Here is a 20,595-nt window from a genome sequence, read left to right on the forward strand (position 1 = left end):
TGCCCAACACGGGCAAGCACGTTGCCCCACTTGGGCATGTTTGCTGCACGGATGTTGCCCATTTGTCCCCGATATGGCAAACTCCGTTTGGGCTTAAGCAGAATCCTGCTTGTCCACTTGTTTGAGACGAACCAAGACCATCTGTCCCTCCCCTTCGGGGGAGGTTAGGTGGGGGCTGATGACAATTGGCAGAGTAACTTGTTCCTTCCCTTGGGGAAGGTCAGGATGGGTTATCCTTCGGGGGAGGTTAGGTGGGGGCTGATGTCGATATGCAGAGTAACAACACCGATACCGCCAGGAAAGGAAGTGCTCCAGCACTTGCAAATCCAACTAAATCCATAACCAAAATCCAAGAATCATTAGCTCAATATTTCAAAAAATGAATCCGTGTAAAGACTGATCCGTGTAAAGTCAGTGCTATCCGTGTTCCTTTTTTTGATTTGTGTCCCTGCCGAAGGCTGGGGGCACAACGGCAACACGGGAAATTATATCTGTGATAATATAGTGTCCATGCGCCTTTGGCGATGGACAAAAAATTTAAACGGATTTCACTCTACTTTGTCAAAGACTTCTTTAGCCAATCACTTCAGTCAATCACTTCAGCCCCCTCTCGTTCTCCCCCGAAGGGGAGATGCGGATTACTCTGGTTCTGTGAAAGACTGGTTGATGCAGATTACTCTGGTTCTGTGAAAGACTGGTTGATGCAGATTACTCTGGTTAATGACAAATCGATGAAAATCAGTCTTCTGTGAGAAACACGGAATGACAATATCAGTGAGTGTATAGTGCTCGTCGACCTGCGGTGATGGATACCGTTTAAAATATCAAGGATAGCCGAGAATCACGGATAAGTCAGCACTCCTTAAAAGTCAAATTCCATTCAAGCCCTAATGATTGATAGGGGTTAAAAAGAATTAAGATGGAGAGGAAATGTGGGTGGGAGAGGCTCTCTTTATAAATTATTGGGTATATTTGCAGTTCGTATTGTGGCGGACGGTGAGTGGCGACACGAGTCCGGGCGCTGCTGACGGAAAGACATAACGATATTCAAACTATATAATGAGCGACAGCGAGAATATAAAGCAGGAGAACAAGAGCGGGGGAATGGTGCTGCGCACCGAAGGCCTCGTGAAGCAGTATGGCAAGCGCACGGTGGTCAACGACGTGTCGATAAGCGTGAAGCAGGGCGAAATCGTGGGACTGCTCGGTCCGAACGGTGCCGGCAAGACCACCTCATTCTATATGACCACCGGACTCATTGTGCCCAATGCCGGTCATATCTATCTCGACGACAAGGACATCACCACCTATCCCGTGTATAAAAGAGCACGTGCCGGTGTGGGCTATCTGCCCCAGGAGGCGAGCGTGTTCAGGAAACTCAGTGTGGAAGACAATATCATGGCGGTGCTCGAGATGACCGACCTTACCCGCAAGGAGCAGCTCGCCAAACTGGAGACGCTGATAGACGAGTTCGACCTGCATAAGGTGCGCAAGAACCTCGGCGACCGTCTTTCGGGAGGAGAGCGCCGCCGCACGGAGATAGCCCGCTGTCTTGCTATCGACCCTAAGTTCATCATGCTCGACGAGCCGTTTGCCGGCGTCGACCCGATCGCCGTGGAAGACATCCAGCATGTGGTGTGGCAGTTGAAATACCGCAACATCGGTATTCTCATCACCGACCACAACGTGCAGGAGACGCTCACCATCACCGACCGTGCCTATCTGCTCTTCGAGGGCAGGATCCTCTTCAAGGGCAGTCCGGAGGAACTTGCCGCCAACGACATCGTTAGGGAGAAATATCTCGGTGTGGATTTCGAACTTCGTCAGAAGAACTTCCAGGAGGTGGACGAGAGGAAGAGAGCGAGAAGGGAGTAAGTCCTGTGTTTGTTAAAAATTCCAAAACTTTAGGTCTTTACACCTTTTATAATTAATTTTGCAAGCCATTAGTGTGCGTGCCCCTCTTGTATCGACAGGTTGTGGGCCATACATTATTATATATATGGAATCCATAAACCCATCCTGACCTGGACCCATCCTAACCTGGACCCATCCTAACCTGGACCCATCCTAACCTTCCCAAAGGGAAGGAACTGGTGCCGGGTGAATGGAAGAGACCCATCCTAACCTTCCCAAAGGGAAGGAACTGGATACCGGGCGAATGGACGAGAAACCCATCCTAACCTTCATAAGGGACTGGTGCCGGACGAAAGGGACGAGGGCGAATGGGGCGAGGGCAATGAGAGGCTGCTGACTGGCGGCAGGTCTTGGTGACCTTCGGTGTATAAAGCGATAGAGACAGAGAAAAATAATAATCATATAAAATACGAATAACGAAAAATGAAGATTTCTTTTGAGAATCCAGATAAGGTGAACGGACTGTTGACCTTGACAGTGGAGACTGCAGATTTCCAGGACAGAGTTGAGAAGACACTGAAAGACCTTCGCAAGAAGGCTCAGCTGCCAGGTTTCCGTCCGGGACAGGTGCCAATGGGCATGATAAAGAGACAGTACGGCGAGGGCGTTAAGGCTGAGGAGATCAACAAGATCATCGGCGAGGAGCTCTATAAGTATGTTAACGAGAACAAGATCAAGATGCTCGGCGAGCCAATGGCAAACGAGGGTCAGGAGCCTGTAGACCTGGAGAAGGACGCTCCATACGTGTTCAAGTTTGATATCGCCGTGGCTCCAGAGTTCAAGGTGGAGCTCACCGACAAGGATACTCTCGACTACTACACAATCAAGGTTGACGACGACCTCGTGAACCGTCAGATCGATATGTTCGCTTCTCGTGCCGGCCACTACGACAAGGCAGAGGAGTATCAGGCAAACGATATGCTCAAGGGCGACATCCGCGAGCTCGACGAGAACGGCAACACCAAGGAAGGCGGCATCACCGTAGAGGGCGCTGTCCTCATGCCGGATTATATCAAGGTGGAAGACCAGAAGAAGCTCTTCGAGGGCTGCAAGCTCGGCGACATCATCACCTTCAACCCTAAGAAGGCATACCCGGAGAGCGACGTTGAGGTTTCTTCACTGCTCAAGATGAAGAAGGAAGAGGTGGCAGACCTCACATCAGACTTCAGCTTCCAGGTGACAGAGATTTCCCGCTTCGTAAAGGCAGAGGTGAACCAGGAGCTCTTCGACACCGTTTACGGCAAGGATGAGGTGAAGGACGAGAAGGCATTCCGCGAGAAGATCGCAGAGGGTCTGAAGGAGCAGCTCGCCAACGACGGCGACTTCAAGTTCCTCGTTGACCTGCGCAAGTATCTCGAGGAGAAGGTGGGCAAGCTGGAGTATCCGGACGCACTGCTCAAGCGCTTCATGCTCGCCCAGAACAAGGACAAGGGCGAGAAGTTCGTTGAGGACAACTACGAGCAGAGCATCAAGGAGCTGACATGGCACCTGGTTCGCGAGCAGCTCGTTGAGGCAAACGGCATCAAGATCGACGACGCCGACCTGAAGGAGACAGCCAAGGAGGCAGCCCGCGCTCAGTTTGCTCAGTATGGCATGACAAACGTTCCTGAGGAGTATCTCGAGAACTATGCCAACGATATGCTGAAGAAGAAGGAGTTCGTTGACTCACTCGTTGACCGCAGCATCGACCGCAAGCTCGTTGCAACACTCAAGAATGTAGTGAAGCTCACTCCGAAGGAGGCAACTCTCGACGAGTTCAACGAGATGATGAAGGGCGAATAATAGATTTTGATTAAAAAAATCTCTGATATATATTAGAGGTTATCTACTTTTTTATTATCTTTGTATAAGAAAAGGTGGATAACCTCTTTTTTTTATATCAGAACACATAAGAAATATATGAATAACGATTTTAGAAAATACGCTACCGGGCACCTCGGAATGAGTGGTATGGTGCTCGACGATGTGATGAAGACACAGGCTCAATACATGAACCCCTACATTCTGGAGGAGCGCCAGCTCAACGTTACCCAGATGGACGTTTTCTCACGCCTCATGATGGATCGCATCATCTTCCTCGGCACTGAGGTGAACGACTACACCGCCAACACACTGCAGGCACAGCTCCTGTATCTTGATTCAGTAGACTCAGGCAAGGACATCTCAATCTATATCAACAGTCCCGGCGGAAGCGTGACGGCAGGTCTCGGCATCTACGACACCATGCAGTTCATCTCCAGCGATGTTGCCACCATCTGCACCGGTATGGCAGCGTCGATGGCGGCAGTGCTCCTCGTTTCGGGAACCGAAGGCAAGCGTTCCGCTCTGCCCCACAGCCGCGTGATGATTCACCAGCCGCTGGGCGGAGTGCAGGGACAGGCATCCGACATTGAGATTGAGGCAAAGGAAATCATGAAGTTCAAGAAAGAACTCTACACTATAATCGCCAACCATTCACACACACCATACGACAAGGTGTGGAACGACTCCGACCGCAACTACTGGATGACGGCAGAAGAGGCCCGTGAATATGGAATGATTGACACGGTGCTTACAAGAAAATAATAAGGTAGGGAGAAGATATGGCTGAAAGAAAAAAGAAGGTGTGTTCCTTCTGCGGCAGAGGGGAGCACGATGTGAAGCTCCTTATCTCGGGTATGAACGGCTACATCTGCGACCATTGCGTGGCACAGGCATTCGACATTCTCAAGGCGAACCATCTGCTGGACGACGACGGCGAGGATAAGCACGATTTCAGTTCCTGGGATTCCGTGGAAGTTCCAAAGCCCCATGAGATAAAAGACTACCTCGACCAGTATGTCATCGGACAGGACGAGGCGAAGCGCTATCTCTCCGTGGCGGTATACAACCACTATAAGCGAATCAAGCAGGCACCCACCGACGACGGCGTGGAGATAGAGAAGAGCAACATCATCATGGTGGGAAGCACCGGTACCGGAAAGACCCTTCTTGCCCGCACCATAGCCAAGCTGCTCGATGTGCCGTTCACCATCGTCGATGCCACGGTGTTCACCGAGGCAGGCTATGTGGGCGAAGACGTGGAGAGCATCCTCAGCCGACTGCTGCAGGTGGCTGACTACAACGTGGAGCTGGCAGAGCGTGGCATCGTGTTCATCGACGAAGTGGACAAGATAGCCCGCAAGAGCGACAACCCTTCGATTACCCGCGACGTCAGCGGCGAGGGAGTGCAGCAGAGTCTGCTGAAGCTCCTCGAGGGTTCGATGGTCAACGTTCCGCCAAAGGGAGGCCGCAAGCATCCCGACCAGGACTATGTGCATATCGACACGAAGAACATCCTCTTCATCTGTGGCGGTGCGTTCGACGGCATAGAGCGCAAGATAGCCCAGCGACTGAACACACACGTGGTGGGATACAACTCCGTGCAGAACGTGAAGAAGATAGACAAGAAGGACATGATGAAGTATATCCTTCCGCAAGACCTCAAGTCGTTCGGACTGATACCAGAGATCATCGGCCGTCTGCCGGTGCTCACATATCTCAACCCTCTCGACAAGGAAGCCCTGCGCTCCATTCTCGTGGAGCCGAAGAACTCCATCGTGAAGCAATACCAGAAGCTCTTCGAGATAGACGGCATAAAGCTGGAATTCGAAGACGGCGTGTTCGACTTTATCGTTGACAAGGCAATGGAATACAAACTCGGTGCACGCGGACTCCGTTCTATTGTGGAGAGCGTGATGATGGATGCCATGTTCGACGTGCCGTCGGAGAACGTGAAGGAATTCACGGTCACTCTCGACTACGCCAAGTCACAGCTCGACAAGGCGCATCTGCAGAAACTCGAGACAGACTAAAGGAACTATTCATAAAACACACGATGCCAACGGCAGGTGCGGACCACGGATGTCTGCATGCTGCCGCCGGCATTGGAATGAGACATAATAAGGAAACAGCTTGTTATATGACTAATGATGTTAATCTTACTGAAAAACTGAAGCACTATTTCGGTTTCAACAGCTTCAAGGGAGAACAGGAGGAGATAATCCGCAACCTGCTCACCGGCAACGACACTTTCGTGCTCATGCCTACGGGAGGCGGCAAGTCGCTTTGCTACCAACTGCCCTCTCTCTTGATGGAAGGTACGGCAATTGTCGTGTCGCCGCTCATAGCGCTGATGAAAAACCAGGTGGACGTGATAAACGGCATGAGCGAAGAGACGGGAGTGGCACATTATCTGAACTCCTCTCTCAACAAGGCTGCCATCGACCAAGTGAAGAAAGACATACGATCCGGACTGACCAAGCTGCTGTATGTGGCTCCCGAGTCGCTGACCAAGGAGGAGTATGTGGAATTCCTGAAGTCGGTGAAGATTTCGTTTTATGCCATCGACGAGGCACACTGTATTTCGGAATGGGGCCACGACTTCCGTCCGGAATACCGACGCATCAGACCCATCATCGGTCAGATAGGCAATGCCCCCGTGATAGCCCTCACGGCAACGGCGACCGACAAGGTGCGCACGGACATCAAGAAGAGCCTCGGCATCACCCAGGCCAAAGAGTTCAAGAGCTCCTTCAACCGTCCGAACCTATATTATGAGGTGAGGCAGAAGACAAAGGACGTAGACCGCGACATCGTGAAGTTCATACGCCAGAACAGCGGCAAGAGCGGTATCATATACTGTCTGTCGCGCAAGAAGGTGGAAGAGCTTGCCGCCGTGCTCCAGGCGAACAATATCAAGGCGGCCGCCTATCATGCTGGATTCGACGCTGCCACACGGTCGAAGACGCAAGACGATTTCCTTATGGAGAAGATCGACGTTATCGTAGCCACCATAGCCTTCGGCATGGGAATAGACAAGCCCGACGTGCGCTTCGTGATACACTACGACATACCGAAGAGCCTCGAAGGCTACTATCAGGAGACGGGTAGGGCAGGACGCGATGGCGGAGAAGGCAAATGTATAGCATTCTATTCACGCAAGGACCTTCACAAACTGGAGAAATTCATGGAGGGCAAACCCGTGGCGGAGCAGGACATCGGCAGACAACTGCTGCAGGAGACAGCGGCGTATGCCGAATCGTCAGTATGCCGACGCAAGATGCTGCTCCACTATTTCGGTGAGGATTATCCCAAGGACAACTGCGGCAACTGCGACAACTGTCTGCATCCCAAGGTGAAGATAGATGCCACGAAAGAGACGGTGATAGTGCTCAGGGCGGTGAAGGCATTGAAGGAGGATTTCCGTTCCGACTACGTGATAGACTTCGTGAAGGGCCGCGACACCGATGACATAAAAGACCACAAGCATGACCTGCTGCCGGAGTTCGGAGAGGGCGAAGACTGCGACATAAAGATCTGGAACCCCGTAATCCGGCAGTCTATCATCGCCGGTTTCCTCAAGAAAGACGTGGAGAACTATGGAGTGCTGAAGATTACTAAGTGTGGACTCGATTTCATCAAGAACCCGTACACCTTCATGGTGGTGAAAGACGCTGAGTTCAGCGAAGACGACGACGATGAGGTGGGCGAGAGACAGACGGCGGCGCTCGACCCGGAACTCTTTGCCATGCTCCAGGACCTGAGAAAAGACACGAGCCGCAAGCTGGGCATCCCGCCATACGTGATATTCCAGGATGTTTCGCTCGAGCAGATGGCTACGGTATATCCGATATCTCTCGAAGAACTGGTGAATATCCCAGGCGTCGGTGTGGGCAAGGCACACCGCTACGGCAAGGAATTCATTGCCCTTATAAAGCGCCATTGCGAGGAGAACGACATCGAGAGACCTGAGGACTTGAGAATACGCACCGTGCCGAAGAAGTCTATGCTGAAGGTGAAGATAATACAGAGCATCGACCGCAAGATGCCGCTCGACGACATTGCAGATGCACAGAACATCGACTTCGAGGACCTTCTCACTGAGATTGAGGCAATCGTATACAGTGGAACGAAGCTCAATATCGACTACTTCCTTGAGGATGTGATGGACGATGACCATATCGACGACATATACGAATATTTCCGCGAGAGCGAGACTGACGACCTGGAAGTGGCGATGGACGAACTCGGCGAGGACTATACCGAGGATGAGGTGAGACTCGTCAGGATAAAGTTCTTCTCTGAGTTGGCGAACTAAGTGGGAGACAATCCCTACCCTGTAGGATAAACAGACGGTCAGTTCCGGACATTCACAGATGGTCAGTTCCGGACATTCACAGATGGTCAGTTCCGGACATTCACAGATGGTCAGTTCCGGACATACAGTCCCTCCCCTACGGGGGAGGTTAGGTGGGGGCTGAAGTCGGCAGTAACATCAGCATGGCGATTATGATTTGAACATCAGCCCCCTCTCGTTCTCCCCCGTAGGGGAGATGCTGGTTACCAAGCATATAGAGAAGCAGGCGAGGAGACAAATGGATGTGGAGATTGCGTTCTTTCCAGACGGCTTGTCTGCTCGTCTGTTTATAATAAACATCAGATTCTACGAGTCCGAATTAAATCCAAATCTGTCATTAGACCGTTCAAAGGTAGTATTTTATAACTGCTTGCTATCTTTTGCTTTTTATTATAAGGTATCTTTTGTCTGTTTTTAATTCGCAATAGCTCGCTATTACTCATTAAAAGCCAAACAAAATCCACTCTCCTAAAAGAGCAAAATCCAGGCAAGCCCTGACGACCTATTTGGGTTAAATATTTTTAACGCTATCAGAAAACTGGCAAAAGAGTTTATCGTATCGAAAAAAAACAGTAAATTTGCACGCAATAAATTTTTTAAATACAAATTATGTCATCATTTGTTGCAGATAGAATTGTAATGGACGGTCTCACCTTCGACGACGTCCTCCTAATCCCAGCTTATTCAGAAGTACTGCCACGCACAGTAGAGTTGAAAACCAAGTTCTCGCGTAACATCGATTTGAACATACCATTCGTTACGGCTGCCATGGACACCGTAACAGAGTCGGCAATGGCCATCGCCATCGCACGAGAGGGTGGTATCGGCGTGATCCACAAGAACATGAGCATTGAGGAACAGGCAAGACAGGTAGCAATCGTGAAGCGTGCCGAAAACGGTATGATCTACGACCCTGTGACCATCCGCCGTGGATCCACAGTCGGTGAGGCCCTCGATATGATGGCAGAATATCATATCGGTGGTATTCCGGTAGTCGATGATGACAACCATCTCGTAGGTATCGTCACAAACCGCGACCTCCGCTTCGAACTCAACCACGACCGCAAGGTTGACGAGGTGATGACATCGGAGAACCTCGTAACCACACATATCAAAACCGACCTTGCCGCTGCAGCAAACATCCTGCAGGAGAACAAGATTGAGAAGCTCCCAGTTGTGGACAGTGAAAACCACCTCGTGGGACTCATCACATACAAGGACATCACCAAGGCAAAGGACAAGCCAATGGCTTGCAAAGACGATAAGGGCCGTCTGCGCGTTGCAGCCGGCGTGGGCGTTACGGCAGACACACTCGACCGCATGCAGGCTCTCGTGAATGCCGGTGCTGATGCCATCGTCATCGATACCGCTCACGGACATTCTAAATATGTTATTGAGAAGCTCGTTGAGGCAAAGAAATCATTCCCTAATGTTGACATCGTGGTAGGCAACGTGGCTACAGGAGCCGCTGCCAAGATGCTTGTTGACAATGGTGCTGATGCCGTGAAGGTAGGTATCGGTCCTGGCTCGATCTGCACCACACGTGTCGTGGCTGGTGTCGGTATGCCTCAGCTGAGTGCCGTTTATGATGTGGCTTCAGCTCTCGAGGGAACAGGAGTGCCATTGATTGCCGACGGTGGTCTGCGCTACTCGGGCGACGTGGTGAAGGCACTTGCTGCCGGTGGATACTCAGTGATGATAGGTTCGCTCGTAGCCGGAACAGAGGAAAGCCCTGGCGACACAATCATCTTCAACGGACGTAAGTTCAAGAGCTACCGCGGAATGGGTAGTCTCGAGGCTATGGAGAACGGTTCGAAGGACCGCTACTTCCAGGCTGGTACCAAGGATGTGAAGAAACTCGTGCCGGAGGGAATCGCCGGTCGTGTGCCATACAAGGGAACACTGCAGGAGGTTATCTATCAGCTCGTTGGTGGTCTGCGCTCAGGTATGGGCTATTGCGGAGCCAACACTATCAGCGATCTCCATTCTGCCAAGTTCGTGCGTATCACAAACGCCGGAGTGCTTGAGAGTCATCCACACGACATCTCTATCACAAGCGAGGCTCCAAACTATTCACGTCCAGAATAAACATTATTATTAACTACACGACATGGCGTGAGGTCTTACCGTTTACAGTAGACCTCATGCCATAATATCTTAAAGACAATACAGAAAACAGATGAAATTCAAATCATTGTTCTGTGCCATGCTGCTTGTGAGCGGAGTGGCACACGCACAGCAAAACGACCCGACGATAATGACTATCAACGGGCAGCCGGTATCACGCTCTGAGTTTGAGTATTCATACAACAAGAACAACTCTGAGGGCGTCATCGACAAGAAAAGCGTCGCTGACTATGTGGATTTGTTTATCAACTATAAGCTGAAGGTCGCTGCGGCATACGACGCCAAGGTGGACACGCTGCGGTCTTTCAAGAAGGAGTTCCGCTCCTACCGCGACCAGCAGGTGTTGCCGTCGTTCGCCAGCGACGAGGCCGTTGAGGCTGAGGCAAAGAAGATGTATCAGGACACCAAAGACCGCATCGGTGACAAGGGACTCATTCGTCCTATGCACATCCTGCTCTATCTCCCTCAAGACGCCAAAGACCAGCAGAAGACTGAGGCTGCACAGCGTGCAGACTCCATCTATAATGTGCTCCTCTCCAAGATGCCTAAGCCTCTCGCACCGGTTGTGAAGACCGTGAAGAAGGGCAAGAAGACCATCAAGGTCACCGAGCCGGCCGTACCGGTAGGCATGGAGGAATTCGAGAAGGTGTTCGCTGATTTCGCAAGGAGATATTCTCAGGACCCGGGTTCTGCCCGCAAGGGCGGAGAACTGAACTGGCTCTCTCCTGGTCAGACACTGCCAGAGTTTGACAACGCTGCATACGGACTGAAGGTCGGCGAGATGTCGAAGCCGGTGCTCACCTCCGTGGGCTATCATATCATATATATGAAAGACCGCAAGCAGCTCGAGCCATACGACAGTCTGAGAACCAACATCATGAAGTTCCTTGAGTCGAGAAACGTCCGCATGAAGGTAGCCACCGACAGCGTGACCAACATTGTGAAGAATTCAAAGGGCGCACTGACCAGAGAGAAGGTGCTCGCCCAGCGCACAGAGGAGCTGACAGCCAAGGACAATGACCTGAAGAACCTCATCCGTGAGTATCACGACGGACTGATGCTCTTTGAGATCAGCAACCGTAACGTATGGGACAAGGCAGCCAAAGACGAGGCAGGTCTTGCCGCTTACTTCAAGAAGCACAAGAAGAACTACGCATGGTCGGAGCCTCGCTTCAAGGGTATGGCATTCCACGTGAAGAACGTAGAAGACCAGAAGGCAGTGAAGGATTGTGTTAAGGGTCTTGCCTTCAGCAAGTGGGCAGACAAGCTGCGCACCACATTCAACAACGACTCCGTTATCCGCATCCGTGTGGAGAAGGGAATCTTCAAGAAGGGCGACAATGCCTTCGTAGACAAGATGGTATTCAAGAAAGACACCACCGTGCAGTCGCTCAAGGATTATCCTATCGATGACGTGTTCGGCAAGATTCTGAAGAAGGGTCCGGAGGAGTATGAGGACGTGAAGGGCCTTGTCATCGCCGACTACCAGAACCTGCTCGAAGAGCGCTGGATAGCAGAGCTCCGCAAGAAGTATCCTGTAGTGGTAAACAAGGAGGTGCTTGAAACCGTAAACAAGCATTGATGCAGAAAATTTAACACCTGCTTCTGATGACGACGAGTCTTGAAACAGGATGCACCGAAAACGGTATGGTTGCCGATAGGGGATAAACAGCAATAACGCCGTGGCATGATTTCACATAGAAGTCGCCACGGCGTTTTTCTGTTGCAGGATGTTCGTAGATTCGCTTTCCAATCCATCCCACACCCATATCCTGCCTTCAATCATATCGCAGACGTCGAGATTATTTCATAACATGGAATAAAAAAGATTAAAAGCGGAGTGATAGATGAAATATTATATGTACCTTTGCCCAATAGTATATTTTTAACCCAAATCGGTCATTAGGGCTTACTTGTATTTAGCTCTTTAGAAGAGTGGATTTCGTTTGACTCTTGATTCGCAATGGCGAGTTGTTGTGGATTGAAAACAGATAAAGGACACTTGATAAAGACAAAAGACAGAAAGCGGTAATATAATTCTGCATTAAACGCTCTGATTGCCGTATGGGATTTAACACAAGAGTATTAGTTTTTATATTAACGACAGAAAGTAAATGAGATACGGATTAAAGAAGAAATTCCTCGCCCTTGCACTCACAGGAGTGCTGCTCGTGGCAAACGGTGCGGCAAGCCGCTATCTGGCAACCCCTGCCAACGACGATGTGACAGCCGCCGACTCGGCAAATGCCGGCAAAGCCGGTGCTGACAAGAAACACAGCGACGACAGACCCGCCAACGAACGGAGCATCATAGACCAAGTGGTGTGGGTGGTAGGCGACGAGGCAATCCTCAAGTCTGACGTCGAGGCCATGCGTCTGCAGGGCGAGATGGAAGGAATGAAGTGGAACGGCGATCCCGACTGCGTCATACCGGAACAGCTCGCAGTGCAGAAACTCTTTCTGCATCAGGCAGCCCTCGACAGTATCGAGGTGTCAGAGGCAGAGGTGACGAAAAGCGTAGACCAGCAGATAAACTACTGGATAAGCAATGCCGGCAGCCGCGAGAAACTCGAGGAGTGGAAGAAGATGACCGTGAAGCAGATGAAAGAGAGCCTGCACGACGACTTCAAGAACCACCAGCTCATTGAGCGCATGCGAAGCAAACTCGTTGAGGACATCCAGGCATCGCCTGCCGACGTGCGCCGCTATTTCGAGAATATGCCAGAAGACAGTCTGCCGCTGATTCCTACCGAGGTGGAAGTGGAGATTATCACCCAGGCACCTAAGGTTTCGCCAGACGAGATAAACAAGATAAAGAACGACCTGCGTGACTATACCGACCGTGTGACCCGTGGCGAGACATCCTTCGCCGCCCTCGCCAGACTCTATTCTGAGGACCCCGGAACGGCTCGTCAGGGAGGAGAATTCGATGACTATGTAGGCCGCGGAATGCTCGACCCGGCGTTTGCCACAGTGGCGTTCAACCTCACCGATCCTAAGAAGATATCAAAGATCGTGGAGTCGGAGTTCGGATACCATATCATCCAGCTCATCGACAAGAGAGGCGACAAAATCAAGGTACGCCACATCCTGCGCATCCCGAAGGTGAGCCAGGAGGCAATCACCCATGCCGAGAACCGTCTCGACTCCATCGCCAACGACATCCGTGCCAACAAGTTCACTTTCGAAGCAGCAGCCTCATATCTCTCTGACGACAAAGACACGAAGAACAACAACGGACTGATGGCAAACCAGTCGGAAGACGGTTACACCAGCAAGTTCCGTATGCGTGACCTGCCGAGAGAGGTGGCGGCAGTGGTAGACACCATGAAGGTGGGACAGATTTCCAAGTCATTCCAGATGGTCAACTCCAAGGGAAAGACAGTCTGCGTCATAGCCAAGCTCGTTAACCGTGTCGACGCCCATCGCGCCACCATCACCGAAGACTTCCAGGCTATGAGAGATATCGTGATGGCACGCCGCAAGGCAGACTACCTGAAGGAGTGGATACAGAAGAAGATCAAGACCACATACATCCACATCGACGAAGCATACCGCAACTGCAATTTCGAATACAAAGGTTGGGTGAAATAACGAAGCATCATCAAGATATTAGATGAATACAATAAACAAGATATCAAGATATCTGAGCGGGCATAGAATACAGTTGGCTGTTGTTCTATGCCTGTTTGGACTTTGCGTGGCACAGTCGCGAAAGGTAGCAAAAGGTCGCCATCGCCCCAAGACCGACGAGCGTGTGTATCTGAAACATGCCGACATGCTGCGCTTCAACCAATACGGCGAACATGCCGGGGCACAGATTCTCAACGGCAATGTGGCGTTTCTTCACAAAGGAGCGTTGCTCACCTGCGACAGTGCCTATTTCTATCAGGAGTCAAACTCCTTCAAAGCCTTCGGACATGTGAAGATGCGACAGGGCGACACCCTCTCGCTCACCAGCGACTATGCCTTCTACGACGGCGACAACCAGATGGCAGAGGCTCGACACAACGTGTTGCTACGCCATCGCGGAACGAAACTGTATACCGACAGTCTCAACTACGACCGTCTCTACAATATCGGATATTTCTTCGAGGGAGGAAAGATGGTGGACAGAAACAACGTGCTCGTGAGCGACTGGGGAGAATACGACACCGAGACACGCAAGGCGGTGTTCAACTACAACGTGAACCTGCGCAACCCGAAGTTCACCCTCACCACCGACACCCTGCACTACGACACCCGCACATCGCTCGCCAATATCGTGGGACCATCAGTGATACGCAGCAAGGAGAGCGTGATACACACTTCAGACGGATATTACAACACCAACACCGGGAGGGCACGGCTCTACGGCAGGTCTACCATGTCGAACAAAGGCAAGGAGATAACCGGCGACAGCCTCTTCTACGACGAGAAGCGAGGCATAAGCCAGGGCTATCGCAACGTGATATACAAAGACACGCAGAAGAAGAACGAACTCCACTGCAACTATCTGTGGTATAACGAGAAAAACGGTTTCGCCTTCGCTACGGAGAATCCCGTGATGATGGAATATTCGCAGAAGGACACACTCTTCGTGCATTCCGACACCATAAAGGTGATAACATATCATCTTAACACCGACTCCGTGTATCGCACGGCGCATTGCTACAACAAGGTGAGAGCCTTCCGCAATGATGTGCAGGCGGTGTGCGACTCCCTCGTCTACAACACCAAAGACTCCTGCATGACGATGTATCGCGACCCTATAGCATGGAGCGGCGACAGACAGTTGCTCGGCGAGGAGATACAGGTGTTCATGAAAGACTCCACCATCGACCGTGCGCATATCATCAACCAGGCTCTCACCGCCGAGCTGATGCCAGACAAGGAGCACTACCAGCAGCTGTCGTCGAAGGAGATGTTCGCTTATTTCACCAAGGGACAGATAACGCAGACCGAGGCGATAGGCAATGTCAGGTCGATATACTATCCCGTTGACGACAAAGACTCAACGCTCATGGGACTGGTGTATATCGAGACCGACACGATGAAGATGTTCATGCGCGACAGACAGTTGCAGAAGATATGGACATCGAAAACCGACGGCACGTGGTATCCCATGACGCAGATTCCGCCGGAGCGATACAGGCTCGACGGATTCACATGGTTCGACTATATCCGTCCGATAAACAAAGACGACATCTATGAATGGCGCGGAAAGAAAGACGGTACGCAGCTGAAGAACATTACCCGCCATGCTGCTCCGCTGCAGCATATCGAGGGTGGCGAACTGAAAAGCGTGGCGGCTACGGAGAACAAGCCGGAGAACTGATGTTGCTGGTGACTGTTCCCGGCAGACTGTCCGGGGGAGGGGCGATGTACAGCAGCAAAGTCTCCCGCCGGATTTAATTCAAGCAGCACCCAGACAGGGGCTGATACAGATAAAAGATTACAGATAATATATGAGCGATATAATACAACTGCTGCCCGATTCCGTGGCCAACCAGATAGCAGCCGGTGAGGTGATACAGCGCCCCGCGTCTGTCATCAAGGAACTGGTGGAGAACGCCGTTGACGCCGGAGCCAGCCGCATCGACGTGCTTGTGGTGGATGCGGGAAAGACATCCATCCAGGTGATCGACGACGGAAAGGGAATGTCTGACACCGATGCGCGTCTCGCCTTTGAGCGCCATGCCACATCGAAGATAAGACAGGCCGACGACCTCTTCTCTCTACACACCATGGGATTCCGTGGCGAGGCGCTGGCGTCAATAGCTGCCGTGGCACAGGTGGAACTGAAGACCCGTCAGAAGGGCGACGAGGTGGGCACGCTGCTGTCCATCTCAGGATGCAAGGTGCTCAACCAGGAGCCTATCGCCTGTCAGGAGGGAAGCAATTTCCTGATACAGAACCTCTTCTTCAACGTGCCGGCAAGGCGGAAGTTCCTCAAGTCGAATACCACGGAACTGAACAATATCATGGCTGCCTTCGAGCGCATCGTGCTTGTATACCCCCATATCCACTTCACGTTTACGAGCAACGGTACCGAGGTGCTGAACCTGCGTCCGCATGGCGACAGTTTCCGTCAGCGCATCATCGAAGTCTTCGGCAAGCGTCTAAACCAAAACCTGCTGCCTGTAGGCGTTGACACCACGGTGTGCCGTATCCATGGTTTTGTGGGAAAACCGGAGTCGTCGAAAAAGAAGAATGCCCATCAGTATTTCTTCGTCAACGGCAGGTATATGAAGCATCCCTATTTCAACAAGGCGGTGCTGACACCTTTCGAGAGACTCATTCCGCAAGGAGAGCAGGTGCCGTATTTCATATATTTCGATGTGCCGGCAGAAGATATCGACGTGAATATACACCCCACTAAGACAGAGATAAAATTCGAGAACGAGCAGACGATATGGCAGATATTGATGGCTGCCGTGAAGGACTCGCTGGGACGCTTCAACGATGTGCCGTCGATAGATTTCGACACCGAGGGGAAACCCGACATTCCGATGTTTCATCAGACAGGGGAAATGCAGGATTTCCAGATGCCGAAGGTGGACTACAATCCTTCGTATAATCCATTCAGCAGCAACTCCCGTCAGCCGGCAATACCCGAGAACTGGGAGCAGCTCTATGAGGGAGCCGGCGATATACAAGATGATTCTCTGCCGGGAGGTGAGACCGTATCTTTCGGTGGAACGGATGCCGGCGAGACTCAGCCGCTGTTTCATGATTTTGAATTCCAGAATGGCGGTGGCGAACTGCAAGAGGGTGGGGAAGGGCAACCGGTTTCTTCTGCCCTCAATGCCAAAATGCCGATAGAAGAGAAGTCGCCGTCGCACTATCAGTATAAGGGCCGTTATATCATGACGGCAGTGAAGTCGGGACTGATGATAATCGACCAGCACAGGGCACATATCCGAGTGCTCTATGATGGATATATGCAGCAGATAACCGACAAGGCAGGGCATTCGCAGAAGCTCCTCTTTCCGGAGATGGTGCAGTTCGGTCCGTCAGACAACGTAGTGTTCCAGAGCATACAGGAAGATATGACGCTGCTGGGCTTCGACTTCAGCGATCTTGGTGGCGGCAGCTATGCCATCGGCGGTATGCCGGCAGGACTCGAAGGCTTGAACCCTCCGGCTCTCGTCAGCGATATCGTGGCTCTTGCGGCAGAAGATACCGTGTCGGCAGCCGAAGAGATAAAGCATGCCGTAGCCCTCGGATTGGCACGCAATGCGGCGATACCATACGGACAGGTGCTCGACTCTAAGGAGATGGAGAACCTTGTGAACGAACTCTTCGCATCCACCAACGTGAACTATGCCCCCGACGGCAAGACCATTATCGCCATCCTCTCGCAGGGAGAAATCGACCATCTGTTTTAACCCAAATCGGTCATTAGGCTGATTTTGATTTAAATCCAAATCAGTTTGTATGAACTGGTTCCCAATATTGCCGGTTTATGATGATGGGTTTGTTGTATTATAAGTCATACAACCTTCAATTGACCATATAAACGAATTGCCCAAGATGAACATTTGAGTTGTCATCTTGGGCAATTTGTTTATTATGGGGTTGTCTGATTTTACATCAAGTCACAGTTCCCGGCTTGCGTGCCACCGCCTTCACCTCCTGCAAGGTCTGGTCCTTGAAGATGGAATCCTGATAGGAGGAATCAGCAGGGGCGTTTCCTTCAGAATCATTATATGACAACAGAGACGCAACCTCTGTCTTATTGTTTTTTGCATAAGTCTCAGCACCAATAACCAACAAGGCACTGAGCAATATATCTTGAATACATAAATATATCTCCTTTTATCCGAGACTTAAATCTTGGTTTGGATGTTTGTTACTTTTTTTACCCTACTACCTTTAAGCGAAGCGCAATCGCAAAGAGTTGAGAACGACACTCACGCTTGAACATGCCATCAGGGCACTTGCCCACATCGGTGTAATCTGGAAGTCGATGCCGAAGAGATGCAGGACACCTGCCGCCAGAGGGATGCAGATGAGATTGTAGATGAATGCCCAGAAGAGGTTCTGCCAAATCATGCCCACCGTCTTCCTGCTTAGCTTCACGGCATCAGGTATCGCCATCAGATCATCGTCCATCAGTGTGACCTGTGCCACATCCATCGCCACATCCGTTCCCTTGCCTATCGCCATACTGACATCGGCAAGAGCCAATGCCTGGGTGTCGTTGATGCCGTCGCCTATCATCATCACATGCTTGCCCTCCGCTTGGAGTTTCTTGACCATGGCTTGCTTGTCGTCAGACTTCACCTTGCTCTGATAATGCTTGATGCCAGCCTTGTTTGCCCAATAGCGAGCCGCCTCTTCCCGGTCACCACTCATCATATACACCTCGATGCCTTCCTCTTCCAACAGTTTCATTGCCTCGGAAGCATGAGGCTTGAGGGTTTCGCGAGACTCAAGGTCATCCAGTCCGTCCCCTTTCGTGAAGTCTATATTTTGGTTAGGAATGGTGAGCGTGCCCGTCTTGTCGATGACGAGGGCATCCACCTTACGGATATTTTCCAGGGCGGCGGCATCCTTGATGAGAATTTGCTTCTGTGCCGCCTTTCCTATTCCCACCATCAAGGCCGTAGGCGTTGCCAATCCCATGGCACAAGGACAGGCGATGACCAATACCGCCACGCCACTCATGATAGCCTGAGGCAGACAGGCATTGCCACCGATTATCCACCATGCCAAGAAAGTAATCAAGGCGATGCCTGCCACCACCGGCACAAACACCAATGCCGCCTTATCCACGATGCGCTGTACGGGAGCCTTGCTCCCCTGTGCCTCCTGCACCATCCTGATGATATGTGCCAGGGTGGTGTTCTCACCTATCTGTCTGGCTCTCATGCGGAGCTTGCCTTGGCTCGGGATCGTTCCTGACAATACCTCATCGCCCACCCGCTTTGCCACAGGGGTAGGTTCGCCTGTAATCATCGCCTCGTCCACGTATGCCGCATCAGCTGTCATAAAGCTCTCGGCTTGGGTTACCACGCCATCCACAGGAATCTTTTCCCCTGCACGCACCTCGATGACATCACCACGTTGGATAGTGGAGATTGGCACCTCCTCCAACTGCCCGTCGGCGACCAGTCGGGCGGTCTTCGGTTGCAAGCCCATCAACTGTTTGATGCTTGCCGCCGTGCCATCCTTCGCCTTCTCTTCCAGGCATCTTCCTGTCAGAACGAAGGTGATGATCATCACCGAGGCATCGAAGTAGACATGCCATTCGATGCCCCTTGCGCCCCATACCATTTCTCCGAAGAAGGTGTTGAAGGCACTGAAGAGAAAGGCGATGAGAGTGCTCAGAGCCACGAGAGAATCCATATTGGCGGTTCGATGCCTGAGTTGCTTCCATGCCGAGACATAGAACATCCGACCGCAATACAACATGTTCAAGAGGGCGAGAATCAAGGAAATCTGGTTGTTGAAAGCCGAGGCGTGGCTATCCCTCATCATGCCATTGCCCATAGAGGCGGTGTTCTCCATACCGGTCGAAACCCAGCCCATGGAGAACGCCATCACGAGAATGGCGAAGAACCAGGACAGAAGGGTCTTGCGCTTCAAGAGAGTAAATTCGCGGCGATTAATTTCCTCAGCACTACGGTCTGCCTCGATGACGAGGTCGTAGCCAGCATTGGAAATCTCACGCTTCATATCTTCGAGGGTAATCTTCTCCGGGTCATAATCGACAAGGGCGGTGCGTCCTGCCAAGGAAACGGTGGCGGAATTTACGCCCTCAAGGGAGTTGAGCTTGCGCTCCACATTGGCAGCACACACTGAGCATGCCATGCCAATCACTGGTATTGTTTTCTTCATTGTCTTTTTTCTTATTTACCTATTATAATATATGTATGCGACCCTAAGTCATTACTGATAGGGTAGGCATACGACAATCTTGGTTGCAAAAGTCAAAATAATCTTTTGCAACCTATTTGCAAATATGGAAAAATCAAATAATCAGGGTGTTGAGGAGGGCAAGATAAGCCCTTGGAGGCGAATGTGGAACGTTCTGATTCCAATATCTTGCCTTCTGAATGCTACAGATAACAGGATGAGGCAACATCTGCCAAAGAGCTGGCACGATGCCTGCAAATACTGGTGCTGCATCGAAATCCAGGTGTTGGATAGAGACCGTAGGCGACAGTTTCACCTGCTTCACATCCATGCAATGCTTCTTCACCAGTGTGCCCGGTTTGCCTAGACAATAGTCATGGTCCATGCTTCGTTTCACACAACAGTCAGCCACCGTACCCACTGTCACCTTGCCATAGCTGAGGCAGTGGGTGACGGTAGTACCCACGCTCAGGTAAACCACCATGAGCGAGAGCATCAATGCCATCAATATGTTGAGCGAACGTTTCATACCTATTTATCTATTATCCTTGGTCA

Annotated in this window: 13 protein-coding genes; 10 read left to right on the forward strand and 3 right to left on the reverse strand. The window is 51.3% G+C overall.

What is annotated here, in order from left to right; all coding sequences use genetic code 11:
- Positions 1–1,059 precede the first annotated feature (1,059 nt).
- The 10 genes from lptB to mutL all read left to right on the forward strand — a co-directional run bounded on the left by lptB (position 1,060) and on the right by mutL (position 17,567).
- The gene (gene lptB / locus CCC32_RS02260; protein WP_287072005.1) at positions 1,060–1,875 is read left to right on the forward strand and encodes an LPS export ABC transporter ATP-binding protein; all 816 of its coding nucleotides are present in this window, start codon (positions 1,060–1,062) and stop codon (positions 1,873–1,875) included.
- Between the two features lie 462 nt (positions 1,876–2,337).
- Positions 2,338–3,696: a trigger factor gene (tig, locus tag CCC32_RS02265; RefSeq protein WP_042518330.1), complete on the forward strand. Its 1,359-nt coding sequence runs from the start codon at positions 2,338–2,340 to the stop codon at positions 3,694–3,696.
- Between the two features lie 117 nt (positions 3,697–3,813).
- Entirely contained in the window at positions 3,814–4,479 is a 666-nt protein-coding gene (gene clpP, locus CCC32_RS02270; RefSeq protein ID WP_022316690.1) for an ATP-dependent Clp endopeptidase proteolytic subunit ClpP, read from the forward strand.
- A 17-nt stretch (positions 4,480–4,496) separates the two neighbouring features.
- Complete coding sequence (gene clpX / locus CCC32_RS02275) at positions 4,497–5,747, forward strand: ATP-dependent Clp protease ATP-binding subunit ClpX (protein WP_022316689.1); 1,251 nt, start codon at positions 4,497–4,499, stop codon at positions 5,745–5,747.
- Between the two features lie 107 nt (positions 5,748–5,854).
- Positions 5,855–8,032 carry a DNA helicase RecQ gene (recQ, locus tag CCC32_RS02280; RefSeq protein ID WP_287072059.1) on the forward strand — a complete coding sequence of 726 codons (2,178 nt, stop codon included), beginning with the start codon at positions 5,855–5,857 and terminating at the stop codon, positions 8,030–8,032.
- A 648-nt stretch (positions 8,033–8,680) separates the two neighbouring features.
- Entirely contained in the window at positions 8,681–10,159 is a 1,479-nt protein-coding gene (guaB, locus tag CCC32_RS02285) for an IMP dehydrogenase (protein WP_022316683.1), read from the forward strand.
- Positions 10,160–10,250: 91 nt separating this feature from the next.
- Entirely contained in the window at positions 10,251–11,780 is a 1,530-nt protein-coding gene (locus CCC32_RS02290) for a peptidylprolyl isomerase (protein WP_287072009.1), read from the forward strand.
- A gap of 532 nt (positions 11,781–12,312) precedes the next feature.
- Positions 12,313–13,791 carry a peptidylprolyl isomerase gene (locus CCC32_RS02295; RefSeq protein ID WP_287072010.1) on the forward strand — a complete coding sequence of 493 codons (1,479 nt, stop codon included), beginning with the start codon at positions 12,313–12,315 and terminating at the stop codon, positions 13,789–13,791.
- A gap of 22 nt (positions 13,792–13,813) precedes the next feature.
- Positions 13,814–15,514: an OstA-like protein gene (locus tag CCC32_RS02300; protein WP_287072012.1), complete on the forward strand. Its 1,701-nt coding sequence runs from the start codon at positions 13,814–13,816 to the stop codon at positions 15,512–15,514.
- Positions 15,515–15,644: 130 nt separating this feature from the next.
- Positions 15,645–17,567 (forward strand): DNA mismatch repair endonuclease MutL, encoded by a 1,923-nt coding sequence (gene mutL / locus CCC32_RS02305; protein WP_287072015.1) that lies wholly within the window; start codon positions 15,645–15,647, stop codon positions 17,565–17,567.
- Between the two features lie 205 nt (positions 17,568–17,772).
- On the opposite strand, the gene CCC32_RS02310 is transcribed toward mutL, so the two are convergent.
- The 3 genes from CCC32_RS02310 to CCC32_RS02320 all read right to left on the reverse strand — a co-directional run bounded on the left by CCC32_RS02310 (position 17,773) and on the right by CCC32_RS02320 (position 20,569).
- Positions 17,773–17,895: a hypothetical protein gene (locus CCC32_RS02310; protein ID WP_287072016.1), complete on the reverse strand. Its 123-nt coding sequence runs from the start codon at positions 17,893–17,895 to the stop codon at positions 17,773–17,775.
- 159 nt (positions 17,896–18,054) lie between these two features.
- Positions 18,055–20,022: a heavy metal translocating P-type ATPase gene (locus CCC32_RS02315; RefSeq protein WP_287072019.1), complete on the reverse strand. Its 1,968-nt coding sequence runs from the start codon at positions 20,020–20,022 to the stop codon at positions 18,055–18,057.
- Between the two features lie 133 nt (positions 20,023–20,155).
- The gene (locus CCC32_RS02320) at positions 20,156–20,569 is read right to left on the reverse strand and encodes a hypothetical protein (protein WP_287072021.1); all 414 of its coding nucleotides are present in this window, start codon (positions 20,567–20,569) and stop codon (positions 20,156–20,158) included.
- Between the last annotated feature and the right edge of the window lie 26 nt (positions 20,570–20,595).

It is taken from the genome of Prevotella sp. LMAG:51 (assembly GCF_008680225.1).
Lineage (GTDB): Bacteria > Bacteroidota > Bacteroidia > Bacteroidales > Bacteroidaceae > Prevotella > Prevotella pectinovora.